The 24,996-nt window shown below is 73.4% G+C and carries 19 protein-coding genes and 1 pseudogene; 12 read left to right on the forward strand and 8 right to left on the reverse strand.

Annotated elements, in window-relative coordinates:
- Positions 1-82 precede the first annotated feature (82 nt).
- From BJ979_RS02575 to BJ979_RS18050, 5 genes are all read left to right on the forward strand, one after another.
- Positions 83-1,810 (forward strand): glycosyltransferase family 39 protein, encoded by a 1,728-nt coding sequence (locus tag BJ979_RS02575; protein WP_179564883.1) that lies wholly within the window; start codon positions 83-85, stop codon positions 1,808-1,810.
- Positions 1,807-2,751, forward strand: a complete 945-nt coding sequence (locus BJ979_RS02580) for a glycosyltransferase (RefSeq protein WP_179564885.1) — start codon at positions 1,807-1,809, stop codon at positions 2,749-2,751. The genes BJ979_RS02575 and BJ979_RS02580 overlap by 4 nt, the downstream gene beginning before the upstream one ends.
- Entirely contained in the window at positions 2,744-3,421 is a 678-nt protein-coding gene (locus BJ979_RS02585; RefSeq protein ID WP_179564887.1) for a GtrA family protein, read from the forward strand. The genes BJ979_RS02580 and BJ979_RS02585 overlap by 8 nt, the downstream gene beginning before the upstream one ends.
- A gap of 182 nt (positions 3,422-3,603) precedes the next feature.
- Complete coding sequence (locus BJ979_RS02590) at positions 3,604-5,055, forward strand: alpha/beta hydrolase (protein WP_179564889.1); 1,452 nt, start codon at positions 3,604-3,606, stop codon at positions 5,053-5,055.
- The gene (locus tag BJ979_RS18050; protein WP_179564891.1) at positions 5,052-7,616 is read left to right on the forward strand and encodes a bifunctional lysylphosphatidylglycerol flippase/synthetase MprF; all 2,565 of its coding nucleotides are present in this window, start codon (positions 5,052-5,054) and stop codon (positions 7,614-7,616) included. Before BJ979_RS02590 ends, BJ979_RS18050 begins: the two co-directional genes overlap by 4 nt.
- Before the next feature lie 165 nt (positions 7,617-7,781).
- On the opposite strand, the gene BJ979_RS02600 is transcribed toward BJ979_RS18050, so the two are convergent.
- Together BJ979_RS02600 and BJ979_RS02605 are read right to left on the reverse strand one after the other, a co-directional pair.
- Positions 7,782-8,615 (reverse strand): serine hydrolase, encoded by an 834-nt coding sequence (locus BJ979_RS02600; protein ID WP_343046572.1) that lies wholly within the window; start codon positions 8,613-8,615, stop codon positions 7,782-7,784.
- Positions 8,616-8,683: 68 nt separating this feature from the next.
- Complete coding sequence (locus BJ979_RS02605; RefSeq protein WP_179564895.1) at positions 8,684-10,720, reverse strand: M13 family metallopeptidase; 2,037 nt, start codon at positions 10,718-10,720, stop codon at positions 8,684-8,686.
- 106 nt (positions 10,721-10,826) lie between these two features.
- Between BJ979_RS02605 and BJ979_RS02610 the strand changes: the two genes are divergently transcribed.
- Positions 10,827-12,182: an MATE family efflux transporter gene (locus BJ979_RS02610; RefSeq protein ID WP_343046573.1), complete on the forward strand. Its 1,356-nt coding sequence runs from the start codon at positions 10,827-10,829 to the stop codon at positions 12,180-12,182.
- 294 nt (positions 12,183-12,476) lie between these two features.
- On the opposite strand, the gene BJ979_RS02615 is transcribed toward BJ979_RS02610, so the two are convergent.
- Positions 12,477-13,640 (reverse strand): LacI family DNA-binding transcriptional regulator, encoded by a 1,164-nt coding sequence (locus tag BJ979_RS02615; RefSeq protein WP_179564897.1) that lies wholly within the window; start codon positions 13,638-13,640, stop codon positions 12,477-12,479.
- 165 nt (positions 13,641-13,805) lie between these two features.
- On the opposite strand from BJ979_RS02615, the gene BJ979_RS02620 reads away from it, so the two are divergent.
- The 4 genes from BJ979_RS02620 to BJ979_RS02635 all read left to right on the forward strand — a co-directional run bounded on the left by BJ979_RS02620 (position 13,806) and on the right by BJ979_RS02635 (position 17,830).
- Positions 13,806-15,179 (forward strand): MFS transporter, encoded by a 1,374-nt coding sequence (locus tag BJ979_RS02620; protein ID WP_179564899.1) that lies wholly within the window; start codon positions 13,806-13,808, stop codon positions 15,177-15,179.
- Positions 15,180-15,420: 241 nt separating this feature from the next.
- On the forward strand, positions 15,421-16,503 hold the full coding sequence (locus BJ979_RS02625) for a phage holin family protein (protein ID WP_179564901.1): 1,083 nt from the start codon (positions 15,421-15,423) through the stop codon (positions 16,501-16,503).
- A 62-nt stretch (positions 16,504-16,565) separates the two neighbouring features.
- The gene (gene nucS, locus BJ979_RS02630) at positions 16,566-17,261 is read left to right on the forward strand and encodes an endonuclease NucS (RefSeq protein WP_179564903.1); all 696 of its coding nucleotides are present in this window, start codon (positions 16,566-16,568) and stop codon (positions 17,259-17,261) included.
- A 71-nt stretch (positions 17,262-17,332) separates the two neighbouring features.
- Positions 17,333-17,830, forward strand: coding sequence for a DUF427 domain-containing protein (locus BJ979_RS02635; protein WP_179564905.1), 498 nt, complete (start codon positions 17,333-17,335; stop codon positions 17,828-17,830).
- Positions 17,831-17,920: 90 nt separating this feature from the next.
- Here BJ979_RS02635 and BJ979_RS02640 read toward each other — a convergent pair whose 3' ends face one another.
- On the reverse strand, positions 17,921-19,426 hold the full coding sequence (locus BJ979_RS02640) for an APC family permease (protein WP_179564908.1): 1,506 nt from the start codon (positions 19,424-19,426) through the stop codon (positions 17,921-17,923).
- Positions 19,427-19,753: 327 nt separating this feature from the next.
- Between BJ979_RS02640 and BJ979_RS02645 the strand changes: the two genes are divergently transcribed.
- Positions 19,754-20,431 carry an HAD hydrolase-like protein gene (locus BJ979_RS02645; RefSeq protein WP_179564910.1) on the forward strand — a complete coding sequence of 226 codons (678 nt, stop codon included), beginning with the start codon at positions 19,754-19,756 and terminating at the stop codon, positions 20,429-20,431.
- Between the two features lie 13 nt (positions 20,432-20,444).
- Here BJ979_RS02645 and BJ979_RS02650 read toward each other — a convergent pair whose 3' ends face one another.
- On the reverse strand, positions 20,445-20,684 hold the full coding sequence (locus BJ979_RS02650; protein WP_179564912.1) for a hypothetical protein: 240 nt from the start codon (positions 20,682-20,684) through the stop codon (positions 20,445-20,447).
- An 81-nt stretch (positions 20,685-20,765) separates the two neighbouring features.
- On the opposite strand from BJ979_RS02650, the gene BJ979_RS02655 reads away from it, so the two are divergent.
- The gene (locus BJ979_RS02655; RefSeq protein WP_343046760.1) at positions 20,766-21,287 is read left to right on the forward strand and encodes a MarR family winged helix-turn-helix transcriptional regulator; all 522 of its coding nucleotides are present in this window, start codon (positions 20,766-20,768) and stop codon (positions 21,285-21,287) included.
- A gap of 360 nt (positions 21,288-21,647) precedes the next feature.
- Here BJ979_RS02655 and BJ979_RS02660 read toward each other — a convergent pair whose 3' ends face one another.
- From BJ979_RS02660 to BJ979_RS02670, 3 genes and pseudogenes are all read right to left on the reverse strand, one after another.
- On the reverse strand, positions 21,648-23,066 hold the full coding sequence (locus BJ979_RS02660; RefSeq protein ID WP_246286667.1) for an NAD(P)/FAD-dependent oxidoreductase: 1,419 nt from the start codon (positions 23,064-23,066) through the stop codon (positions 21,648-21,650).
- Positions 23,067-23,209: 143 nt separating this feature from the next.
- Positions 23,210-23,737, reverse strand: a pseudogene (locus tag BJ979_RS17450) (isoprenylcysteine carboxyl methyltransferase family protein); the annotation flags it as partial.
- Positions 23,734-24,918, reverse strand: a complete 1,185-nt coding sequence (locus tag BJ979_RS02670; RefSeq protein ID WP_179564918.1) for a type III polyketide synthase — start codon at positions 24,916-24,918, stop codon at positions 23,734-23,736. The gene BJ979_RS02670 and the pseudogene BJ979_RS17450, both read right to left, overlap by 4 nt.
- Positions 24,919-24,996 lie beyond the last annotated feature (78 nt).

Below are 24,996 nucleotides of genomic sequence, written 5' to 3' on the forward strand. Positions count from 1 at the left end.
CCGGGATTTCCTGTCAGCCCTCTCAGGCGCGAGGGCCGCTCACCGAAGGCGAGACCCAGACGACGGTCACAGCATCGCCGTCGTGACCAGCACCGTGAACACCCCGATCGTGGGCTCCGACCCGAGCGGAACGGCATCCCCTGCCGACGCCGCCCGCGCCGCCGCCCGCGTGCTCCCGGGCACGGCGCCGGTCGCCGTCCCCGCGGGCGGCGAGACCGACGCGAATCGCTCACGCGTGCGTCTCGCCGCCCGCATCCTCACCGCCCGCATCCTCGCCGCCCGCATCCTCACCTCGCGCGCCGCCGCGCCGCTCGCCGTCGCGGCCGGCGCCCTCGCCGTCGGGCTGTGGCACTCGGGCACCCCGTCGTTCTGGGGCGACGAGGCGGCGAGCGTCATGTCGGCGCAGCGCAGCATCCCGAGCCTCCTGAGCGAGCTCACGGCCATCGACGCCGTGCACGGGCTCTACTACCTGCTGGTGCACTTCTGGATCGGCCTCGTCGGCGACAGCGAGTTCGCCGTGCGCCTCCCCAGCGTCGTCGTCTCGGCCGTCGCGGTCGCCGGCGTCGTGGTGCTCGGCCGCAAGCTGTTCGGCTCCGCCGTCGGCGTCACGGCCGGGGCGATGCTCGCGATCATCCCCGAGTTCAGCCGCCTGGCGATCGAGGGCCGCTCCTACGCCTTCGGCGTCGCCGCCGCGGTCTGGCTGACGGTGCTGCTGGTCGCGATCCTCGGCCGACGCGACAGCCGGATGCGCGCAGCCGGGGCTCCCGACCGCGCCCGCCGTCGCACCCGCGCGCTGTGGGTGCTCTACATCGTCGGCTGGGTGCTCGCCATCCACCTCTTCGTCTTCCTCGCGATGGTCGCCGTCGGCCACGCCGCCCTGCTGCTCGCGCTGCGCGTGCCGCGCCCGGCGTGGCGCCGCTGGCTCACCGCCGGCGCCGTCGTTCTCGCCGCGATCACTCCCATCGCGATCGTCACCTTCACCCAGCGCCACCAGGTCGGCTTCCTCGCCGCCCGCGGCTACGCGACGCCCGACAACGTGCTCGTCTCGCAGTGGTTCATCACGATCCCCGTGGCCGTCATCGGCTGGGGCCTCGTCGCGCTGGCCGTGATCGGCGCCGCCCGCGTCCACCGCGAGCAGCGCTACCGTCTCGCCGCGATCGGCGTGTGGATGGCCGGACCGACCCTCATCGTGCTCGCCGTCTCCGCCGTCGCGCAGCCCATCTACAACCAGCGCTACCTGGCGATGTCGATGCCCGCGCTCGCCCTCGTGATGGCCTTCGGCGCCGTCGCCGGAGTGCGGATGCTCAGCGCCCTCGCCGCCCGACGCGCACCCCGCCGGGTCGTCGCCGTGGTCGCGGCCGCCGCCGTCGGCGTCGCCCTGCTCGGCGCCGCCGCCCCCGCCTACCTCGCCCAGCGCTCCCCCTACGGCAAGGGCGGCGCCGACTTCCGGCAGACGGCCGAGGCGCTCGCGACCCACGCCGCCGCCGGCGACGCCGTGATCTTCGACCAGACCGTCAAGCCCTCGCAGCGCCCGCGCGTGATCCTGCACCTCTACCCGCAGCTCACGAAGCAGCTCGACGATGTCGCCCTGCGCACCCCCTTCGACCAGAAGGCCGGCATCTGGGACTCCGTCTGGCCGGTCGACGACGTCGCCGACCGCCTCGCCGCCCACCGCGTCGTCTGGGCCGTCGAGGTCAAGGGCAGCGGCTCGCCCGACCTGACCGAGCTCCACCGTCTCGGCTACATCGAGACCCAGACCATCCCCGTGCACCGCACCGTGCTCATCCGCCTCGAGAAGGACCCGTCATGACGACCCTCATCTGCATCCCGACCTACGACGAGGCCGAGAACATCGCCGACATCGTGCGCCGCACCCTCACCGCGGTGCCTGCCGCGCACATCCTCATCGCCGACGACGACTCGCCCGACGGCACCGGCATGATCGCCGACCGCCTCGCGCTCGCCGACACGCGCGTGCACGTGCTGCACCGCACCGCGAAGCAGGGTCTCGGCGCCGCCTACACGGCCGCGTTCTCGTGGGGTCAGCGCAACGGCTTCGACGTGCTGGTCGAGATGGATGCCGACGGCTCGCACCGTCCGGAACAGCTGCCCCGCCTGCTCGACGCCCTCGAGCGCGGCGCCGACGTCGCGCTCGGCTCGCGCTGGGTCACCGGCGGCGCCGTCGAGGGCTGGCCGCTCTCGCGCCGGTTCATCTCGAAGGGCGGATCGGCGTACGCCCGGCTCGCCCTCGGCATCCGCCAGCGCGACGTCACCGGCGGCTACCGCGCCTACCGCGCCGCCGCCCTGCGCGAGATCGGGCCGGAGGGCACGCAGAGCGCCGGCTACAGCTTCCAGATCGAGCTGCTGTTCAACGCCGTCAAGGCCGGGCTGCGCATCGTCGAGGTGCCGATCACCTTCGCCGATCGCACCCTCGGCACCTCGAAGATGAGCACCCGCATCGTGCTCGAGGCCATGTGGCGCGTGACCGTGTGGGGGCTCGAAGCTCTGCCGGGGCGCTGGGCGCGGTACCGCGCCGGGGTGGATGCGCGACGCACGGTCGTGGTCGGCGGTTCGGCCGATTCCGCGGCCGCTCACGTCGCGATCGCGCAGCTCGCGCAGGCCGAGAGCGCGGAGGCGGGTTCGGATGCGGGTGCCGCCGCGGGCGCGGGTGCCGCCGCGAGCGCGGGTGCCGTCGCGAGTGCGACGCCGGCGGGGGCCTCCGCCCTGACCGGGCGGACCGCGCATGTCTGAGACGCTCTCCCGCGGCGCCGGGCCGGTCACGGCATCCCTGCCGGTCGTCGACCCGACCGAGCACGCCGCCCGCGCCGGCCGCGCCCTGGGCGCGCTCTCCGCCTGGTTCGACGGCTCTCCGCTGCGCCGGCTCGTGAAGCAGGGGCTGTCGTTCCTCGCGGTCGGCGGCGTCGGCTTCGTGATCGACATCGGCGTGTTCAACCTGCTGCGGGCGACCGTGCTCGACCCGGCGCACGTCGCCGGCGGCGCTCTCTGGGCCAAGGCGATCTCGGTCAGCCTCGCCATCGCGGTCAACTGGATCGGCAACCGCTTCTGGACCTTCGGCGCCGAACGCCGGGCCCGTGCCGCCGAGCGCAGCGCCGCCCACGAGCGGGCAGGGGCCGTCGGCAGCGGTGCGAGCGGCGGCGCCGGCACCGCGGTCGCCGGCGAGGCCGCGCGCTTCGTCGTCGCGAGCCTGCTGGGCAGCGGCATCTCGCTGCTGTGCCTGTTCGTCAGCCACGACCTGATGCACTTCACGTCCGCCCTCGCCGACAACCTGTCGGCGAACTTCATCGGACTCGGGCTCGGAACGCTGCTGCGCTTCGCGCTCTACCGGCTCTGGGTGTTCGCGCCGGCGCGCGGCACCATCGCCGACGCATCCGCATCCGCATCCGCATCCGCCCCCCTCTGACTCACTCGCCGCATCCCCGTCGCCCCGACCCGCCCGTCCCCGCCCCACCTCCCCGTTCCCGAGTTGCCCACTTCCGCGGCCTGTCGCGCGACGGATACCGCGGAAGCGGGCAACTCACGACACACCCCGGGGACTCGGGAACCACCCGCTGACCCCTCCGCCTCGAGAACCGGACCCTGCTCATGCGCGCCTGGCTGCGATCCCACCTGCCCGACTGGCTGCAATCGGTCGTCATCATCGACGGCCCGCTGCCCTGGATCGTCGGCGGCCTCGCGGTGCTCGCTCTCATCGTCGCGGTCGCGCTGACGCTGCGCGGGCGCCGCATCCACTCGGCCCGTTCCGACGGCTCCGACCACGCTGACGGCACGCCCCGCTCCGCGCGCGGCATCCGCAGCCGCCGCACCTCGCGCCCGCTGCGCGCCGTCATCGTGCTCGCCGCGGCCGCGCTCGGAGCCGGGATCGGCGTCACCCTCTGCTGGCTGCTCTCCGACCAGCTGCAGCTGCTCGAGGTGTCACTCAGCCCGGTCTCGCGCGCCTGGGTCGCGGCCGCCTTCGCCGGCGTCGCCGCCTTCACCGCCACGATCGTGCTCTCCCCCGCCGCCGGGCGGGTCGTGGCCTCGCTCGGCGTCATCCTCGCCGTCACGGTCGGAGCGCTCGGCGTCAACGCCGACTTCGGCCAGTACCCGTCGATCGGCTCGATCCTCGGCAAGGCCGCCGACGCGCCCCTGCCGGCCTCGCTGCTCGCCGCGCAGCAGCAGCACGCCCCCGGCGGAACCGAGCCCCTCGACGGCGACGCCGACGACCTCACGAGCGTCGCCGCACCCGACGATCAGCCGCGCAACGGCGTGATCGGAACCGTCACCATCCCGGCCACGACCTCGCACTTCGCCGCCCGGCACGCCTACGTCTACCTGCCGCCGCGCGCGATCGCCTCACCCGAGACCGCGCTGCCGGTGCTCATCATGCTCGCCGGCCAGCCCGGCGGGCCCGACAACATGGTGCAAGCGGGCGGGCTGCGCCGCATCGCCGACGGCTACGCCAGCCACCACGACGGACTCGCGCCGATCATCGTCGTGCCCGACCAGCTCTCCCGCCCCGAGAACAACCCGATGTGCCTCGACTCCTCGCTCGGCGACTCGGCGACCTACCTGACCGTCGATGTTCCGCACTGGATCCTCACGCACCTCGACGTGCAGAACGCGAACGGCGCCTGGGCGCTCGGCGGCTTCTCGCAGGGCGGCACCTGCACCATCCAGCTCGGCTCGCAGCACCCCGAGATCTTCGGCTCGCTGCTCGACATCTCCGGTCAGGTCGCCCCGTTCAACACGAGTGTCGCGAACACGATCGCGGTCGGCTTCCACGGCGACGCGGCCGCCTACCGTGCCGCGCTGCCGATGACGGTGCTCGCCGCCCGCGCGCCCTACCCCGGCACGACCGCCGTCTTCTCCTCCGGCGAGCTGGATGCGCGCTACGGCCCCGGCGTCACGCAGATGGCCGCGGCGGCGAAGGCGGCCGGGATGTCGGTCACCCGCCTGACCTCGCCGGGTACCTCCCACGACTGGACGACCGTACGCTGGTCGGTCGGACACGGGCTGCCGATCATCGGGCAGCACCTCGGGCTGGGGGCGGCGTGAGCGACGAGAACGAGAGCACGGGAACGGTAACGGGAGCCGGCGTGCCGCCTGCGCCCAGCGGATCCGCCGCACCCGGCGCATCCACCCCGCCGCAGCACCCGCTGCTGCGCCTCAGCCGCGGGGCGATCGCCGACGCCGTGCGCGCGCGTCCGCTGACGCTCGTCGTCGCCGGGCTGCTGCTCGTCGCCGCGCTCATCACCGCGCTGCCGGGCCCGCACCACGCTCTCAGCGCCGGCATCGACCAGGTCTTCGACGGCGACCGGCCGGCGCCCTGGTGGGCGTGGACCGCCGCGCTCTCGGTCATCGGCGACGCCCACCAGTTCGCGGTCGCGCTCGCCGTCGCGATCCTCGGCCTCGGCTGGGCGGAGCGCGCCCTCGGCACCCGTCGGGCCCTCGTCGCGCTGCTCGCGACCGGCATCCCGGCGACCGCGCTCGGCCTGGGCGTCGCCCTCAGCGGACTCTGGATGCACGGCTCCTGGTCGTCATGGGCCGCCCGCGGAATCGCGCTCGACCCGCTCATCCCTCTGCTCGGCGCGACGGCGTGGGCCACCTCGGTCGCGAGCGCCCGCTGGTCGGGCCGCGTGCGCGTGCTGCTGATCGCGGCGACCGCGGCGGTGCTGCTCTACTCGGGTCAGCCCGCGGCGATCGGGCTGCTCGCGGCCGTGCTGCTCGGCCTGCTCGGCGGGCGGCTGGTGCAGGGCGCCCGCCCGCGCCAGCGCCGCTCGCGCCACGAGACCCGCACGCTGTTCGCCCTCGCGACGGTCGTGCTCGCCTTCGGTCCCCTGCTGACCGTGCTCGTCGCGACCCGCTACGGCGTGCTCTCGCCGCTCGGCATCGCCGTCGCCGACCTCGGGCCGCTGCATCCGCGCGACCTCGACGACTTCGGCGACGGGCTCAGCGAGCTGGCCAGCGTGCGCGTCGTCGGCCCCGGCCCGATGCTCGTCTCGCTGCTGCCGCTCGCGCTCATGCTCATCGCCGCGCGCGGACTCGTCGCCGGCCGCCGCATCGCCGCCGTCGTGCTCGCGCTCGCCTGCGCCGCCGCCGCGGTCGCCGGCTTCGTCTACTTCGGCGTGCTGCCGGCGACCGACCCCGACTGGGGCCGGGATGCGGGTGCCAGCCACCTCTGGGAACTCGACGTCTGGCGCGCGATCAGCACGGTCGTGCCCGCGCTGCTCGCCGTCGGCCTGCTGCTCAACCTGCGCGTGTTCCCGGTCGCCACCGACCGGCGGCGTGTGCTGCGCAGCGTCGGCCTCGTGGTCGGCGGATTCGTCGTCAGCGCCGGGCTGTTCGCGCTCGTCGCGGTGACGGTACCGGGCGCGTTCCGTCCGCATCCGACCGTGCTGCGCGTTCTGCAGGAGCTGCCCGACCGTTTCGTGCCCGCGCTCTTCCTGCGCCACGACCGGCCCAGCCTGCTGCCGCACTCCCCGCTCGGGCACCTCGTCTACTCGGGCGTCGGGCCGCTGTTCTGGGTGGTCGTCGTGCTCGCGCTGCTGCTCCTGCTCACCGGACGCCGCGGCCTGCCGGTCGAGGCGACGGACGCCGACCGCATCCGCTCCCTGCTCGCCGCCGGGTCCGGCTCGCTCGGCTTCATGTCGACCTGGGCCGGCAACCGGCTCTGGGTCGCGCCCGACGGCGCCACCGGCATCGCCTACCGCGTCGTCGCCGGGCACGCCGTCACGCTCTCCGATCCGCTCGGCGCCGTGCAGGACGACGCGCACCGGGATGCCGTGATCGCCGGATTCCTCGCGCACTGCGACGCGCAGGCGTGGACGCCCGCGTTCTACTCCATCCACGACGACTGGCGCGCCGTGCTCGCCCGCCGCGGCTGGCACTCGATGCCCGTCGCCGAGGAGGCCGTGATCGACCCGGCCGTGTTCACGACCGCCGGCAAGAAGATGAACGACGTGCGCACCTCGGTCAACCGCGCCGCCCGCACCGGCCTGCGCGTGAACTGGTCGACGTGGGCCGAGCTGCCGCTGCCGATCGCCTCGCGCATCGACGCCCTCTCCGAGGAGTGGGTCGCCGAGAAGGACCTGCCCGAGCTCGGCTTCACGCTCGGCGGCGTCGACGAGATGCGCGACCCCGATGTTCTGCTCGGCGTCGCGCTCGATAATGAGGATGCGGTGCTCGGCGTCACCAGCTGGCTGCCGGTGCGCTCGAACGGCATCATCACCGGACGCACGCTCGACGTCATGCGCCGCGCCCCCGAGAGCCCGAACGGCGTCATGGAGTTCCTCATCGCCGAGGCGGTCACGCACTTCCGCGAGTCGGGCGTCACCGAGGTGAGCCTGTCGGGCTCGCCCCTCGCGTCCTCCCCCGACGAGGCGGGAGCCCCGGTGCTCGGCGCGGTGCTCGGGCTCGTCGCGCGCACGCTCGAGCCGATGTACGGCTTCCGCTCGCTGCTGCGCTTCAAGCGCAAGTTCGGCGCCGCCGAGCGCACCATGCACCTGAGCTACCAGGATGCGGCGGGCCTGCCCGCTCTCGGACTCGCCATCGCGGGCTGCTATCTGCCGGGCCTGAGCCTGCGTCAGCTGCGCGCGTTCCTCGCCCGCCGGGCGTAGGGGCGCCCCGGCCGTCCGCCGCATCCGCCCGGCGGAACGGGGAACGCGGTATCCGGTTTCGGATAGAGGGCCCTGCCGGGGCTCGACGACGGTCGGATCCTCGTCCATCCGAAACCGCGTACACCCGCGGCGCCGTGACGCCGACCGCGGGCCAGCCGGGCAGCGTCAGTGCACGTACTCGAGCAGGTCGAAGCCGATCGTGCGCATCGTGTCGAGCACGCGCAGGCGCGACCACACGTTGGCGTCGTTGAACTGGATCGTCACCGAGTAGCAGACCGCCGTGCGCGGCCCGCGCAGCACGCCGACCTCGGCGCGCACGCCCTCGTCCACTCCGGTCTTGTTGACGAGCAGGATGCCGTGATCCGTCGCGCGGTGCGCCAGCGGATCGAGGCCGAAGGCGCTCGCGACCATCGAGAAGTCGCTGCCGAGCGAGAGCCAGCCGAGCACCCGCGACGACGTCAGCGAGTCGACGACCTCGCCGCGCGCGAGGGCGCCGAAGAGGCCGGCGAGCTCGGCGGTCGAGCCGACGGAGAGCTGGGGCGCGTCATCCGGCCCGCGCGTCGCCCGCACGATGTCGAGCATCGCCGTGCGCGACAGGCCGAGCGCCTCGGCGCGACGCCGCACGGCCGGCAGGCCGACCTCGCGCAGCAGGGCGTTCGTGGCGACGTTGTCGCTGGTCGCGCCGACGAGCGACGCGAGGTCGGCGACCGGAAGCGACGGGGCCTGCAGGTGCTGCCAGACGCCGCGGCCGCCGACGGCATCCTTGTGGCTCTTGTCGAGGATGCCGTAGCCCGAGAAGTCGCGCTGCGTCAGCCGGGCCGACACCTCGATGAGGAGCAGCACCTTGCCGATGCCGGCCGTCGGCAGCACGATGCGGTCGTCGATCGCGACCAGCGGACGCCCGCTGTCGAGGTCGACGACCGACGCCGAGACGCGGGCGCCCTCGTAGGCGAGATCGCCGAGGCCGGTGAAGGTGCCGATGAAGTTCTCGGCGGCCACGGGGGCACGGTGCCGCGGCGCACGACGGGCGCGAGAGCGCTCCCGCCGCCCGCGAGCGGCAACCGTGTCTACCAAATCGTGACTCTGTCTTCCGGGTCCAGCCAGAGGTCGTCATCCGACGTGACGTCGAAAGCCGAGTAGAACACGTCGATGTTACGGACGATCTGGTTGCAGCGGAACTCCGCGGGCGAATGCGGATCGATCGACAGCAGGCGCAGCGCCTCCGCGTCGCGCAGCTTCGTGCGCCAGGCCTGCGACCAGCTGAGGAAGAAGCGCTGCGCACCGGTGAGTCCGTCGATGACCGGAGGCTGCTGGCCGTCGAGCGAGAGCAGGTAGGCCTTCCAGGCGATGCCGAGCCCGCCGAGGTCGCCGATGTTCTCGCCGATCGTGAGAGCGCCGTTGACGTGGTTGGTCTCGGCGGCGTCGCCGTCGGCCGCGTCCGCCCCGTCGCTGGAGCCCGCCGCGTCGCCCGCGAGCTGCGGCGGCACGAGCGCGTCGTACTGCGCGATGAGCGAGCCCGTGCGCTGCTCGAACGCGGCGCGGTCCTCGGCCGTCCACCAGTCGGTGAGGCGGCCGTCGCCGTCGAAGCGCGAGCCCTGGTCGTCGAATCCGTGTCCGATCTCGTGGCCGATGACGGCGCCGATCGCGCCGTAGTTGGCCGCCGCATCCCGCGTCTCGTCGAAGAAGGGGTACTGCAGGATCGCCGCCGGGAACACGATCTCGTTGAACCCGGGGTTGTAGTACGCGTTGATCGTCTGCGGCGTCATGAACCACTCGTCGCGGTCGAGCGGCTTGCCGATCTTGCCGAGCTCGCGCTGGAACTCGAACTCGTTCGCGGCCCGCACGTTGCCGATCAGGTCATCCGCCGAGACCTCGAGGCTCGAGTAGTCGCGCCAGCGGTCGGGGAAGCCGATCTTCGGCGTGAACTTCTCCAGCTTCTCGAGAGCGCGCTCGCGGGTCGCGGGGGTCATCCACTCGAGGTTCTGGATGCTGTCGCGGTAGGCCTCGACGAGCTTCGCGACGAGCGCATCCATGCCCTGCTTCGCCGTCGGCGGGAAGTGCCGGTCGACGTAGACCTTGCCCACGGCCTCGCCCATCGCGCCCTCGACGAAGCTGACGCCGCGCTTCCAGCGGGCGCGGATCTCGGGGGCGCCGGTGAGCGCCGTGCCGTAGAAGTCGAAGTTCGCCTGCACGACCTCGGTCGACAGGTACGGCGCGAAGGCGCGCACGATCTGCCAGCCGAGCCAGTCCTTCCAGGCGTCGAGACGGTCGGCGACGAGCAGGGCGGGCAGCGCCTCGAGGTAGCTCGGCTGGTGCAGCACGACCTCGGCGAAGGCGGCGTCGGGCGCGTCGAGTCCGTGCAGCCAGCCGGCCAGGTCGGCGCCGGGCGCGGCCTGCTCGAGCTCGGCCCAGGTGCGCAGGTTGTAGGTCTTCTCGGCGTCGCGGCTGGCGACCTTGTCCCAGTGCGCGGCGGCGAGGTCGGTCTCGAGCGCGAGGATGCGGGCGGCGCGCGCGGCGGCGCTGTGCTCACCGTCGCCGTCGAGCCCGGCGAGACCCAGGATGCGCTCGAGGAACGCGACGTACTTCTCGCGCAGCTCGGCGAACTTCGCCTCGCGGTAGTAGCTCTCATCGGGCAGCCCGAGCCCCGACTGCACGAGGTTCACGACGTAGCGCGACGGGTCGCCCGGATCGTTGTCGACGTAGGCGCCGAGCACGCCGCCGACTCCTCCGCGCTCGAAGCGGCCGAGGGCCGGAAGGAACGCCGCGATGCCGGCGATGTCGGCGACCTCCGCCAGCAGCGGGCGGATCGGCTCGACGCCGAGCGCCTCGATGCGGTCGGTGTCGAGGAAGCTCGTGAACAGGTCGCCGAACTTGCGGTGCTCGGTGCCCGGCTCGGCCTGCGCGGCCTCCTGGATGATGTCGCGCACCGACTCCTCGGCCTGCTCGGCCAGCTGGTAGAAGGTGCCGTAGCGCGCCTTGTCGCTGGGGATCTCGGTGCGGTCGAGCCACCGGCCGTTCACGTGACGGAAGAGGTCGTCTTGCGGGCGGGTGGCGGGGTCGAGCTCCTCGAGCTCGATCCCCGAGGGCAGCGCGGCGTCGGTCATGCGGCCACGCTAGCCGTGCCGACCGTCACGCCGCCCAGGAGTTTCCCTGCGCGACGCCGTGCGCGGCCGACGCAGCGGTGTCGCCGGGCGGGCCTAGCGTGGATGCGTGAACAGCCCGGACCCGCGACGACGCCTCCTCGCGCTGCGCACCCCGCACGACCGCGAGATCGGGCGCCTCTCGATCCCGGCGCTCGGCGCGCTCGTGGCCGAGCCGCTGTTCCTCGCGACCGACACCGCGCTCGTCGGGCACCTCGGCGCGACGCCTCTCGCCGCGCTGGGCCTCGCCGGAACCGTGCTGCAGACTGCGGTCGGCCTGCTCGTCTTCCTCGCCTACGCGACCACGCCCGCCGTCGCGCGGCGGCTCGGCGCGGGCGACGAGCCGGGCGCCCTCCGCGCCGGCATCGACGGGCTCTGGCTGGCGCTCGGCGTCGGCGTCGCACTGGTCGTGCTCGGCAGCGTAGGGGCGGATGCGGTGACCGGCTGGTTCGGGGCCGATCCGACCGTGGCGAGCGCCGCATCCACCTATCTGCGCGTCGCCGTCTGGGGTCTGCCGCCGATGCTCGTGGTGGTCGCGGCGACCGGGCTCTTCCGCGGGCTGCAGGACACGCGCACGCCGCTCGTGATCGCCGTCGCGGGCTTCGGCGCGAACGCGCTGCTCAACGCGCTGCTGATCTACGGCGTCGGCTGGGGCCTCGTCGGCTCGGCGGTCGGAACGGTGCTGGCGCAGCTCGGCATGGCGATCGCCTGCGTCGTGATCGCGGCCAAGCACGCGCGGCGCGTCGGCGTGCCGCTGCTGCCCGGGCGGGGCGGTGTGCTCGCCTCGGCGAGCGCCGGCGGCTGGCTGTTCCTGCGCACGCTGTCGCTGCGCATCGCGATCGTCGGCACGGTCGTCGCCGCGACCGCGCACGGCACGACGGCGCTCGCCGCGACGCAGGTGCTGGCGACGCTGTTCAGCATCATCGCGCTCGCCCTGGATGCGCTGGCGATCGCCGGGCAGGCCATGATCGGGCACGCGCTCGGGGCGTCGGACGAGGCGCGAGCGCGCGCGATCCTGCGCCGCCTGATCGAGCTGTCGGTCGTCGGCGGGCTGGGCTTCGGCATCCTCATCGCGGCGGTCAGCCCGGTGCTCGGCCGGGTCTTCACGAGCGACGCAGAGGTGCTCGCGGCGATCCCCGGCGGGCTGCTCGCGATGGCGGTGGGCCTGCCGTTCGCGGGCGCCGTGTTCGCGCTCGACGGCATCCTCATCGGCGCCGGCGACGGCCGCTACCTCGCGCTCGCGGGCCTGCTCAACCTGGTCGTCGCGATCCCGCTGCTCGTGCTCGTCACCGTGCTGCCGCTCTCCGCTGCCGGCGCGGTCGTCGGCGTGCAGCTGACCCTGCAGGTCGGCTACATGCTCGCCCGGCTCGCGACGCTCGGCTGGCGCATCCGCGGCGGCGGATGGGTGCGGCTCGGCCACGCCTGAGGGCGCCGGGCGGCATGCGGTCCAGCCTCGCCTTCTCCCCCTCACCCGCCCCGTCTTCGCCCCGATCCTCCACCGCGGACACCCGCTCCCCCTCGCAATTCAGGATCCGAACCGACCTCATTCAGGATCAGCCGCCGATCCGACCATGTTTTCGGGCCCCTTCGCCGCCGGATCCTGAATTGCGAAGCTCCGGATCCTGAATTGCGAGCCCGAGCAGACCGGGCTCGGGGTGAAGAGCTCGCTGCGGCTCGCCGACGACGAGTCCGCCACCCGATCGGACGCCCCGACGCGCGGTCAGGCTCCCGCGCGCGCCGTGGTGGCGCCGCGGTGCAGCGTCGTGCGGAAGAGCACCGGATCCGGCGCGGGCGCTTCGGGGTCGGCGAGCGCGGCGAGCACCGCGCGTCCGGCCGCCTCTCCCTTCGCGCGCGCCGGCTGCACCATCGTCGTCAGGTCGTGATCGGTGAGCCCGTCGACGCGGATGCCATCGAAGCCGGTCACGCTGAGATCGTCGGGCACGCGGAGCCCGCGCTCCTCCGCGGCTCGGATCACGCCGATCGCGATGAGGTCGCTCTGGGCGAGGATCGCGGTCGGGCGAGTGGATGCAGCTTTCGCGCCGTCCGCGCCAGTCGCGTCGTCGGCGAGCGTCGCGCCGTCCGCGTCGGTCACTCCCTCGGCACCGCGCCCGTCGAGCAGCGCCGCCCCCGCCTCGTACCCCGCGGCGATCGAGCTGGCGCTCGCGATCCAGCCCGGCGCGTCCGGGAACACCTGCCGCACCCCGTCGAGACGCTCGCTCGTCGACGGCGCCGTAGCGGCCGCCTCGAGCTCGGGCGTGAGCGGGCCGCTCGTGCGGCGCGACCCGAGCGGCAGGGTGACGATGCCGACGCGGTGATGGCCGAGCTCGCGCAGGTGCTCGGCGAGGGCGCGCGCGCCCTCCACGTTGTCGAGGTCGATCGCGGCGACGCCGTCGGCGTGCGGTGCCTCGAGTCCGATCACCGGCACGCGGCGTCGGCGCAGCAGCTCGAGGGTGTCGAGGATGCCGACGCCGCAGCCGACCAGCACGGCGGCGTCGAAGGGCGACGAGCTGACGCGAGCCGGGTCGTCGGCGGCGCCGGGGATGATCAGCAGCGAGGGCCCTCCGTCGCCGAGGCCGTCGGCCAGGCCGTCGAGCTGGGCGAGGTTGATCGGGTCGCGGAAGGCGTCGCCGAGCGCATCCTCGGTCACGACCGCGACGATGCCCGAGCGGCCCTGCCGCAGTCCGCGGGCGCGGGGGTCGGGGCCGGCGTACCCCAGCTCGGCGGCGGCATCGAGCACGCGCTGGCGGGTGGATGCGCTGGCCGGCCCGCTGCCGTTGAGCACGAGCGAGGCGGTCGAATTCGAGACGCCGGCGCGCGCGGCGACGTCGCTGAGCCGGATGCGCGCGTCGCGCCCGCTCGCTCCGCCCGTCGCCGTTTCGCTCATAGGCTGTTACTGTACTCGAAACGATTCGATCGAAACGATTCGACAAGCACGACCCGGACCGCGGCACCGCCCGCGCCGACCATCCGATGAGTCACGGCAGGCGAGTCCCCCGCCGCACGACCACTCCGATCCACCGACCGAGAACGACCTCCGCCGGAGCAGCTCATGACCGACCCCACCGCCGCATCGAACCCGGGCGCCGCCGCATCCGCCGGCACCGCCGCATCCACCACCGCGAAGCCCCGCGTGCCCGCCTGGCGCAACGCGACCTTCGCGATCTTCGCGGCGAACGGCTTCGCGATGGCCACCTGGGTGGCGCGCATCCCCGCCGTGCGCGACGACCTCGGCATCGACCCCGCGCGCGTGGGCGTGCTCATCGCCGGCCTCAGCGCCGGCGCGATCATCGGCCTGCTCTCGTCGAGCCACGTGCTCGCCCTGCTGGGCGGACGCCGCTCGCTGCACGCGGCCCTCGTCATCCAGGCCGTCGGCCTCGTCGTGATCGGGCTCGGCGCCGAGGCGCTGCACAGCTTCCCGATCGCGTTCGTCGGCCTGCTGATCTTCGGCTTCAGCTCGTCCATCTGCGACGTCGGCATGAACGTCGAGGGATCGCTCATCGAGCACCGCGAGAAGCGCACCCTGCTGCCGCTCATGCACGCCGCCTGGAGCCTCGGCACCGTCACCGGCGGCGGTGTGGCCGCGCTCGTCGCGCAGTTCGACGTCGTGCTGTCGGTGCACCTCAGCGTCGCGGCGGTCATCGTCGCGATCGCGGGGCTGATCCTGCCGCGCTTCATCCCGAAGCACCATGAGGACCCGACGGGCGAGCCGACCGAGAAGTCGACTCTGCGCGACCGCCTCTCGATCTGGCTCGAACCGCGCACCCTCGCGATCGGTCTCATCCTGCTCGGCATGGCCTTCGCCGAGGGCAGCGCCAACGACTGGCTCGCGCTCGCGATGGTCGACGACCGCGGACTCGATCACGCCGAAGGCGCCGCGATGTTCACGATCTTCACCGTCGCGATGACGATCGGACGTGTCGGCGGCACGATCGTCGTCAACCGCATCGGCCGCGTGCCCGCGCTGATCGGCTCGGCCGTGCTCGCGATCGTCGGACTGGTGACGGTCATCCTCATCGACAACCCGGTCACGACGATCGTCGGCATCGTGCTCTGGGGCATCGGCGCCTCGCTCGGATTCCCGCTCGGGATGTCGGCGGCCGCCGACGACCCGAAGAAGGCGGCGGCTCGCGTGAGCGCGGTCGCGACCGTCGGCTACTTCGCGTTCCTCGTCGGCCCGCCGGTCATCGGCATCATCGGCGACTCGATCGGACTGCTCAACGCGCTGCTGCTCGTCGTCGGACTCATCGTGATCGCCGCGATCGCCTCCCCCGCCGCCCGCGAGTCGGGCGTGCGGGCGCGGGCCGGCAAGGTCGCGGGGACGGATGCTGCGGAATCCGGCAGCTCTGGCACGGCATCGGGTACGGGCAGCTCCGGCACGGCATCGGGTACGGGCAGCTCCGGATCGGGCGGCGCGGCGTCCTGACCCTGACGTAACTCAGGAGATCTGCGCGCAGAGGAGGCCAGCGCCCCGTCTGACGACGGATCTCCTGAGTTGCGTCGACGATCGGGCGACGGATCGGCCGGAAGAGCCGCGCGCGAAGCCGACGAAAGCACAGCGGATGCGCGCGGCGTCGCGGCGCGGCGCTTCCGGCGCGCGTCGACGCGTGCTGTGATGGGGCGCGCCCGGCGGCGAGCCGGCATCCACTTCGAGAGAGCCGAACACCGTGTCCCTGCCCCCGCAGCAGCCCGGCCAGCCCGTCAACCCGGAGTACGGGCGTCAGCCCGATCCGCAGCAGGTCCCGCCCGGCGGAGGGCAGTCGCAGCAGCCTTCGCCGTGGACGCCGGAGGCTCAGAACGGCGGTCCGCAGCAGGCCTGGGACCCGGCGGCGCAGCAGCAGCGGGATGCGCAGCAGCAGTGGATGGCGCAGCAGCAGGCCCGGACACCGCAGTCCGCACCCGGGCAGGCCGCACCCGGGCAGAGCTGGTCCCCGCAGCCGAACCGGGGCATCCAGCAGAACTGGCAGGGGCAGCTCGGGCAGCAGCCGACACCGCAGCAGGCGCGGCCACAGCAGGTCCCGCCGCCGCAGCAGAGCTGGTCACAGCAACACGGCGCACCCCAGCCCGGCGCACAGCAGCAGGTCTGGCCGCCGCAGGCCGCGCCGCTGCCGGCCGCACAGCCGCCCGCCGGCCCTCCGCAGCCGATCAGCATGTCGTTCGGCGGAGGCGCTGGGCTCGTCAAGGGCGTCGGCATCGGATGTCTCGTCGTCGTCGCACTCTGCGCCGTGCAGATCGTGCTCGACCTGGTGAAGAACGACCCGAGCTGGGTCGCCCTGACGATCGTCGGAGTGCTCGTCGGACTCTTCGGCGTGCTGTGCCTGATGGGCGTGCGCAACATCCGCGGCGCCGGGCTCGCCATCGGACCCGACGGCATCCAGGCGACGCTGCAGGGGAAGACGGTGCGCATCGCCTGGCACGAGATCGCCTACGTCGGCATCTCGATCACGTCGTCCGGCTTTGACGGGCCGGGTGCCCCGCCGGTGCCGAGCCGGTTCCGCGGGCGATCGATCATCCGCATCCGCCTCGCCGGAACCACCCCGGGCTTCACCGACCGGCCCGACATGAAGTTCCTCGTCACGAACGACGAGCAGGAGCCGTACACGCACAAGCTCCCGATCGCGAAGGCCGGCGCGCTCGGCGACGACCGCTTCGGGTTCATCGACCCGGTCGCGCGCGCTCTCGCCGGCTTCGGCGGCCCGCGCTTCACCGGAGTCGAGCAGAAGCGCGTGGCGGTGGGCCGCTACAGCTGAGCACCGTGCTCCCGGTGCTCCCGGCGTGCGCCGTGCCGCATCCGCCGACCTAGACTCGTCGGGTGCGTCTCGTCGTTGCCCGCTGCTCGGTCGACTACGCCGGCCGACTCAGCGCCCACCTCCCCCTCGCGACCCGCCTGCTGCTGCTGAAGAGCGATGGCAGCGTGCTCGTGCACTCCGACTCGCTGAGCTACAAGCCGCTGAACTGGATGAGCCCGCCGTGCGCCCTCACCATCGACGAGGTGGATGAGGAGCGCGCCGCCGCCGGCGTCAGCGAGATCTGGCGGGTCACCCACGCGAAGACCGCCGACCTGCTGGTGATCTCGATCCATGAGATCCTGCACGACTCGCAGCACGAGCTCGGCGTCGACCCCGGCCTGCAGAAGGACGGCGTCGAGGCCGACCTGCAGCGCCTGCTCGCCGACCAGATCGAGCTGCTCGGCGAGGGCCACACGCTCGTGCGCCGCGAGTACATGACGGCGATCGGGCCGGTCGACATCCTCGCCCGGGATGCCGCGGGCAAGTCGGTCGCGGTCGAGATCAAGCGCCGCGGCGACATCGACGGGGTCGAGCAGCTCACCCGCTACCTCGAGCTGATGAACCGCGACCCGCTGCTCGCGCCCGTCGCCGGCGTCTTCGCCGCGCAGGAGATCAAGCCGCAGGCGCGCGTGCTCGCGGAAGACCGCGGCATCCGCTGCCTCGTGCTCGACTACGACGCGATGCGTGGACTCGACGACCACCTCGCCCGGCTGTTCTGAGCGTTCTGCCGAACCCTGCGTCCGACCTGACCGCGCGGCCCGTCGGCGACCCGCGCGCGTAGCCTGAGGGGATGCGCCGCCCCGTCCCCGAGAAGCCCGGACCCGGCCAGGAGTCGGTGTGGGACTACCCCCGTCCGCCTCGCGTCGAGCACGTCGACCGGCGTGTGACGATCGACCTCGGCGGCGAGCGGATCGTCGACACGCGCGACGTCGTCCGGGTGCTCGAGACGAGCCATCCGCCCGTCTTCTACGTGCGGTTCGCCGATGTCGCCGACGGCGTCGTGCAGCCAGCGGCGGGGGCGTCGATGTGCGAGTTCAAGGGATCCGCGCGCTACTTCAGCCTCACCGCCGGCGGCGTCACCGCCGAGCGCGCCGCGTGGAACTACCCGAACCCGTTCCCCGGCTACGAGATCCTCGCCGACCGCCTCGCCATCTACCCCGAGGCCATGGAGGCGTGCATGGTCGACGGCGAGCGCGTCATCTCCCAGCCCGGCGGCTTCTACGGCGGCTGGATCACCTCGGATGTGGTGGGCCCCTTCAAGGGGATCCCCGGCTCGCTCGGCTGGTAGCGGCGCCGAACCGAGACCGGCCGAGCCGAGCTCAGCGCCGGCTCGCGGCCGACCCCGAAGCCGGGCCCGGCATCCACCGGCTCCGCGACCTCAGTCGAGCTTCGGCGACGCCTCCGCGCGCAGACCGGCCGCCCGCAGCTCCGCGCCGACGCGCGACTTGCGGCGGCCGTAGAGCACGTAGACCACGAGCCCGACGACGAGCCAGATCAGGAACCGCACCCAGGTCAGCGTGGTCAGGTTGAACATGAGCCACAGGCACAGGGCGGCCGAGAGGATGGGCAGCACCGGCGACAGCGGCACCCGGAAGCCGCGCGTCAGATCGGGCCGCGTGCGACGCAGCACGATCACGGCGATGCTCACCAGCACGAACGCGGAGAGCGTGCCGATGTTGATCATCTCCTCGAGCAGCCCCACGTCGAAGAACGCGGCAGTGAGGGCGACGAGGGCGCCGCCGATCACGATCGTGCGCACCGGCGTCTTGCGCGACGAGGTCTTCGACAGCCAGCGCGGCAACAGTCCGTCGCGGCTGAGCGCGAAGACGATGCGCGAGAGGCCGAGCAGCAGCACCATGATCACGGTCGTGAGTCCGGCGAGGGCGCCGAAGGAGATCACCGCGGCGGCCCACGGCTGGCCGACGAGCTGGAAAGCCGTCGCGAGCGACGGCGCATCCGACTTCGCCAGCTCGGTGTAGGGCACCATGCCGGTCAGCACGATCGACACGAGCACGTACAGCAGGCTCACGATGCCGAGCCCCAGGAAGATGCCGCGCGGCAGGGTGCGCTGCGGCTTCTTCACCTCCTCGGCGCTCGTCGCGACCACGTCGAAGCCGATGAAGGCGAAGAAGACGAGGGATGCCGCAGCCAGCAGACCGAAGACGCCGTACTGCGCGGGCGCCGAGCCGCTGACGAAGGAGAACAGCGACTGGGTCCAGACATCCCCGCTGCCGCCCTCGGTGGGCTTCGCCGGCGGGATGAACGGGCTGTAGTTGGCGGCCTTGACGAAGAAGAAGCCGACCACGATCACGAAGATGACGATCGCGACCTTGATGACCGTGAACACGGCGCCGACGCGGGTCGTGAGCTTCGTGCCGAGCGCGAGCAGCGCCGTGAACACGGCGACGACGACGAAGGCCGGCCAGCTCACCTCGAGATCGCCGATCTTGAACGTGGAGGCGAACGGCAGCCCGATCGACTTCAGCGCCTCGGCGAGGTACACGCCCCAGTACTTCGCGAGCACGGCCGCGGCGGTGAACATCTCGAGGATCAGATCCCAGGCGATGATCCACGCGATCGGCTCGCCGAGCGTCGCGTAGGTGAAGGTGTACGCGCTGCCGGCGACCGGCACCGTCGAGGCGAACTCGGCGTAGCACATGATCGCCAGGCCGCAGGTGATGGCGGCGAGCACGAAGCTGATGATCACGCTCGGTCCGGCGAAGCTCGCCGCGGCCTGCGCGCCGACGCTGAAGATGCCCGCGCCGACCGCGACCGCGACGCCCATCAGCGCCAGATCCCAGGTGCCGAGGCTGCGCTTGAGACTGCGCTCGCCGTCGTCCGAGTCGGCGACTGAGGCCTCCACCGATTTCACGCGCCACGCCATGTCATCCGCCTTCCGTGCAGGGTCGGGGTGGGGCGTTCGCGGGGCGGGGTCGCGCGGGGCGCGAGCCGAGCGGATGCCGGCGCCGGGCCCCGCCACGGACGCTCGTCGCCGATGCGGGGGCCGATGTCGAGGCGGGGATGGTGCCAGGTGGATGCCGTCGGGCTGCCGCCGCGAACGCGCCGCCCATCCTTGCAGTCACGTCAGCGGCGGGGCGAATCGGGCATCGTCGGCAGGGCACGCCAGCGCCGACATCCACGTGCCCGCCCGCATCCCCGCCCCGCACGGGGGCGGGAAGCGTTCACCTGGCGGGCCTAGCCTGGGCGGGATATGAGCATCTCCCCGTACTCCGCCGTGCTGTTCGACCTCGACGGCACGATCGCCGACTCGGCCCCCGGCATCACCGCCTCGCTCGCCTGGACCTACGAGCAGCTCGGCCGCCCCGTGCCGACGCCGGCCGAGCTGATGAAGTGGGTGGGTCCGCCCATCCTCGACTCGTTTCGCGAGTACATGGGGCTGGACGAGGCGGGCGCCCGCGACGCCCTCGCGATCTACCGCCCGCACTACGTGGCGCACGGCGTGAACGACGCGACGATCTTCCCCGGCGTCGAGCGCGTGCTGCGCGCGATCAAGGCCGCCGGCCTGCCGCTGTCGCTCGCGACGTCGAAGCCCGAGGGGCCGGCCCGCGCGATCCTCGACGGCTTCGGCATCACCGACCTCTTCGACGAGATCGCCGGCGCGAGCGAAGACGAGACGCGCAGCGCGAAGGCGGATGTGGTGGAGGAGGCCCTGCGCCGCCTCACCGCCGACGGCTTCGACGTGAGCCGTCCCGTGCTCGTCGGCGACCGCTCGCACGACATCGAGGGCGCGGCCGCGCACGGCGTTCCGACGATCCTCGTCACCTGGGGCTACGGAGCTCCGGCCGAGCAGGCGGGCGCCGTCGCGGTGGCGGACGACGCGGATGCCCTGCTCTCGGCCCTCGGACTCGTCGAGGATCGCGCGGCCTGAGCTCCCGCTCGCGTCAGGCGGCCGACGAGGCGGACGACGCGCTCGGCGTCGGGCAGTGCAGCCGCGTCGGCGTGTGACCGTCGGTCGAGCGCTCGATCTCGTGCGTCGCCATGGCCTGACCGCAGAGCGGGCACATCGCGGGCGGCGGCGCGTCGGTGCGCTCACCGCCGCGACCCGGCCCGAGCTGCGCCGGGCCGAGGTACGGGTACAGCGCCTTGTTCAGGCGATCCCACCAGCGCTTTCCCTTGGCCATGATCGTTAGTGTACTAATGATTCGCGCACTATGCTGACGGATGTGGATGCCGCGACACCTGATGAGACGACCGCGACGGCTGTGACCTCGTCCTCATCGGCGAGCGCAGCATCCACCTCGTCGCAGTCGAGCCCCGCTGGCGCCACCGGTGCGGCGAACGTCGCCCCGGCCGAGTTCGACGACCCGCTCACGCTCGACCGCCAGCTCTGCTTCGCGCTCGTCGCCGCGGCGCGCAGCGTGGTCGCCGTCTACGGTCCGGCGCTCGAGCCGCTCGGACTCACGCATCCGCAGTACCTCGTCATGCTCGCGCTCTGGGAGCGCAGCCCCCGCACCCTGCGCGACCTCGCCTCCACGCTGCGGCTCGAGTCGGCGACGCTGAGCCCGCTCGTCAAGCGCCTCGAGCAGGCCGGACTCGTCGAGCGCCGCCGCGACCCCGCCGATGAACGGGCGCTCGCGGTGTCGCTGACGGATGCGGGGGTCGCGCTGCGTCGGAAAGCCGAGAAGGTTCCGGGGCGCGTCGTCGAGAGCCTCGGCATGAGCGTCGAGCAGCTCACCGGGGTGCGCGACGCCCTGACCGGCTTGCTCGCCGGCATCGACCGCTGACCCGTCGATCGGTCGCCATCCATCCCCGACCGACTACCTGCCTGCCGCGACCCACCGCTGACCTGCCCACCTGTCTCGCGGGCCAGCCAGCTCCTGTCGCCTTCGCAATTCAGGATCGGACGGTGGATTCAACCGTTTTCAGGGACGAATCGCGGACTGATCCTGAATTGCGCCGGATCCGATCCTGAATTGGGAAGCCGCGGCCCCGGTCGGCGGCCGGCGAGGAGCGGGCGGCAAGATCGCCGGAGCGGGCGAGGACTACCTCCGGGAACGGGGGCGGCGTCTGGGCGTCGCCAGCGGGAAAGGCGGTCGGCGGCAGCGGCAGGGCGGGGATGGCGGCAGTGGCAGGGCGGGATGCCGTCAGCGGGCGAGGCGGTCGACGACGCGTCCGAACCAGGCGGGGCGGGATGCGGCGAGCGGCACGATGCGCCGCCGCAGCGCCGGCACGGTCGCGGCCCAGGCGAGCAGTCCGGTGACGCGACGGAAGGCGCGCGTCACGTGGAACCAGTCCGCCTCGTAGTGCACCGCATCGCCCGACCGGATGCGCTTCACGGCCGCGCGCGCCTGGTCGAAGCCGAGGCGCAGGCCCTCGCCGGTGATCGCATCCACGTAGCCGGAGGCGTCGCCGACGAGCAGCACCCGCCCGGCGACACGTCGCCGCGTACGCTGCCGGAACGGCCCGGCCCCCATGACCTCGTCGGCCCACTCGACGTCGCCGAGACGGGCGACGAGCTCGGGCGCCTCGGCGAGCGCCTCGTCGAAGCCGACGCCCTGCCGCGCGAGCACGGCGATGCCGACGAGCCGGTCGTCGACGGGCGTGACGTAGATCTCGGCGCGCGGGGTCCAGTGCACCTCGATGAGCTCGCTCCACGGGGTGACGCGCGCGTGCCGTCGCAGCCCGTAGCGGCGACGCCGCCGAGGAGCCGGACGCGCGAGCCCGACCTCGCGGGCGATCGTCGAGTGCAGTCCGTCGGCGGCCACGAGCCAGCTGGCGCGGATGCCGGCGGCGGTGACGCCCGTCGAGTCCTGAGCCAGCGCATCCACCTTCGCCGCGATGCGCGTGACGCCGAGCCCGGCGGCGCGCTCGGCGAGGGCGCGATGCAGCTCGGTGCGGCGCACGCCGAGGCCGACCGCGGCGCCCTCGCGGAAGCGGTGCTCGACCGAGCGGATGCCGTCGGAGTAGCGCACGCCGCGCAGGGCAAGGCCGTGCGGGGCGACGCCGAGGCGTCCGAGCAGCGGGAGCGCGCCCGGCATGAGCCCCTCGCCGCAGGCCTTGTCGATGGGATCGCCGGCGCCGGTGACGCCGAGATCCGACACGATCTCGGCGGGCAGGGATGCGGGCGGCGATCCGGGTGGCGTCGGGGGCGGCCCACCGGTGTCCGTCGCCGCCATCGGATCGGCATCGAGGGCCCCGGCACCCGCGGGCGCCGCGGGTCGGTCGGCGTCGGACGCCGCGCCGACGCCGCCTCGGGCGCCGCGCGGCTCCGCGATCGCGACGGTCAGCCCGGCGAGGCGCGCCTCGATCGCGGCGACGAGTCCGACCGGACCGCCGCCCACCACGAGCACATCGACGTCGGCGCTCGGGTCGAGCGCAGCTCGCCCGTGATCGACATCGGCATCAGGGTCTCCGCCGGCCCCCGCGGCCTCGGCGACCCGCCGACCCGCCGTCCGCGCGGCGCCGAGCGCGACGCTGCCCGCGCGGCCCGCAGCCTCCCGAGCGCGCGATCGAGCGCCGGCCTCATCCGGCTCCGGAACCCGCTCGACATCCGTCTCGCTCATCGCTCCGAGCCTGCCGCATCCGGCCGGGAAGGATCGATCGGTCGCAAACTGTCGCCTGGGGCGGGCTCAGGCGACAGTTTGCGACCGATCGATTGAGACGTCGGGGCAAGCGGGGTCGCGGGATCGACGGGACCCCCGCCTCCCGCCGCGAGCGCCCGCAGCGCGCGATCCTCGACCGGGATGCGGAAGCCGAGCAGCAGCACCGCGTTGAGCACGGTGAAGGCGATCGCGGTGATCCACGCGGTGTGCACGAGCGGCAACGCGATGCCCTCGATCACGACGACGAGGTAGTTGGGATGCGGCAGCCACGCCCAGCGGTACGGCCCGCGGGTCACGCGGCCGGCGCCGGGCACGACGATCACGCGGGTGTTCCACTGCGGGCCGAGGCTGGCGATGATCCACAGCCGTGCGGCCTGGCAGGCGACGGCGATGACGAGCATCGGCCAGCCGAGCGCGGGGATGAACGGCCGGCCGAGCGCCCACACCTCGACGACCGCGCCGACGAGTAGCGCCGTGTGCAGGGCGACCATCCACGGGAAGTGCCGGCGCCCGTGCTCGACCCCGCCTCGCGCGAGGGCGGCGGCGGCGTTGCGCGTCGACACCCGCAGCTCGTTGAGGCGCTCGACGCCGGTCGCGACGACGAAGACGGTGAAGAGGATGAGGCTGGTCACGCGAGCACTCCTGCCGCCGCCGCGGCCTCGGTCGCGTCCGTCGTCTCCGACGGTGCGCTCCGCCCGCGCGGAGCCGCATCCCAGCGCAGCAGCACGATCTCGCTCGTGACGCCGGGGCCGAGCGCGAACAGCAGTCCGACCGTGCCGGCCGGCTGCGCGGGGGTGCGCGCGAGCACGTGCAGCACCGATGCCGACGAGAGGTTGCCGGTCTCGCGCAGCGATGACCAGGCCGTGTCGAGGGCGCCGTCGGGCAGGGTGAGCGCGTGGGCGAAGGCCTCGAGCACGCGGGGTCCGCCGGCATGGGCGACCCAGGTCGAGACATCGGAGCGCGCGAGGCCGTTGCGGCCGAGCAGCGCATCCACGTCGGCGGCGAAGTTCGCGTCGATCGCGCCCGCGACCTCGGCGGTCAGCACGATGCGGAAGCCGGTGCCGCCCAGCTCGAAGCCGAGCACGCCCTCACTGTCGGGGTAGAGCGAGCTGAGCGAGTCGACGATCGTCGGCACGGTCGCGGGCGGCGTCGCGTCGACGGCGGATCGGATGGATGCCGGCGCTGCCGGCGCCCACGCATCCCCCACCAGCACGACGGCCGCGGCTCCGTCTCCGAACAACCCCGTCGCGACCGCGTTCGCGACGCTGCGGTCGTCGCGCTGCAGGGTGAGCGAGCACAGCTCGACGGCGAGCACGACCGCGACGCCCTCGGGATGCCCGGCCAGGTAGTCGTGGGCACGGGCGAGTCCGGCGGCTCCGGCGACGCAGCCGAGCCCGAACGAGGGGATGCGCTTCAAGTCGCGGCGGAACCCGAGACGCCCCGCGAGCACCGCGTCGATCGACGGGGCGGCCGCACCGGTCACCGAGGTGAAGAAGAAGTGGTCGACGTCGGTCGGCTCGAGCCCCGCGTCGGCGAGCGCCGCCCGCACGGCGCGTTCGCCCAGCTCGGCGCCCGCATCCAGCCAGACCCGGTTCGTGGCGTCGAAGCCGCCGAGGTCGGCGTAGCGCTCGATCGGCAGCACCGTGTGGCGGGTGCGGATGCCGGTGCCGGCGTGCATCCGCTCGAACACGGCCCTCTCGGTACGCAGCACCGGATCGTCGAGTCCGATCGCGCGCACGAGCTCAGCCGTGATCTCGGACTGCGCCGCCGAGTGGGCGGGCAGAACCGGGGCGACCGCCACGATGCGCGACATGGCGCCATCGTGTCAGCGTCGGAGCGGCGGGCGCCCGGATCGGGCTCGCTGCTCGGGGCACGCTCAGGTCGCGCTGGG

Source organism: Schumannella luteola, from assembly GCF_013408685.1.
Classification (GTDB): Bacteria; Actinomycetota; Actinomycetes; order Actinomycetales; family Microbacteriaceae; genus Schumannella; species Schumannella luteola.

Excerpts from the sequence above, each read along its gene's own strand:
- BJ979_RS02635 (WP_179564905.1), top strand. The coding sequence starts at position 17,333 with ATGCGCCGCCCCGTCCCCGAGAAGCCCGGACCCGGCCAGGAGTCGGTG.
- BJ979_RS02670 (WP_179564918.1), bottom strand. The coding sequence starts at position 24,918 with ATGTCGCGCATCGTGGCGGTCGCCCCGGTTCTGCCCGCCCACTCGGCG.
- BJ979_RS02585 (WP_179564887.1), top strand. The coding sequence starts at position 2,744 with ATGTCTGAGACGCTCTCCCGCGGCGCCGGGCCGGTCACGGCATCCCTG.
- BJ979_RS02620 (WP_179564899.1), top strand. The coding sequence starts at position 13,806 with ATGACCGACCCCACCGCCGCATCGAACCCGGGCGCCGCCGCATCCGCC.
- BJ979_RS02615 (WP_179564897.1), bottom strand. The coding sequence starts at position 13,640 with ATGAGCGAAACGGCGACGGGCGGAGCGAGCGGGCGCGACGCGCGCATC.
- BJ979_RS02640 (WP_179564908.1), bottom strand. The coding sequence starts at position 19,426 with ATGGCGTGGCGCGTGAAATCGGTGGAGGCCTCAGTCGCCGACTCGGAC.
- BJ979_RS02580 (WP_179564885.1), top strand. The coding sequence starts at position 1,807 with ATGACGACCCTCATCTGCATCCCGACCTACGACGAGGCCGAGAACATC.
- BJ979_RS02650 (WP_179564912.1), bottom strand. The coding sequence starts at position 20,684 with ATGGCCAAGGGAAAGCGCTGGTGGGATCGCCTGAACAAGGCGCTGTAC.
- BJ979_RS02605 (WP_179564895.1), bottom strand. The coding sequence starts at position 10,720 with ATGACCGACGCCGCGCTGCCCTCGGGGATCGAGCTCGAGGAGCTCGAC.
- BJ979_RS02645 (WP_179564910.1), top strand. The coding sequence starts at position 19,754 with ATGAGCATCTCCCCGTACTCCGCCGTGCTGTTCGACCTCGACGGCACG.
- BJ979_RS02660 (WP_246286667.1), bottom strand. The coding sequence starts at position 23,066 with ATGAGCGAGACGGATGTCGAGCGGGTTCCGGAGCCGGATGAGGCCGGC.
- BJ979_RS02590 (WP_179564889.1), top strand. The coding sequence starts at position 3,604 with ATGCGCGCCTGGCTGCGATCCCACCTGCCCGACTGGCTGCAATCGGTC.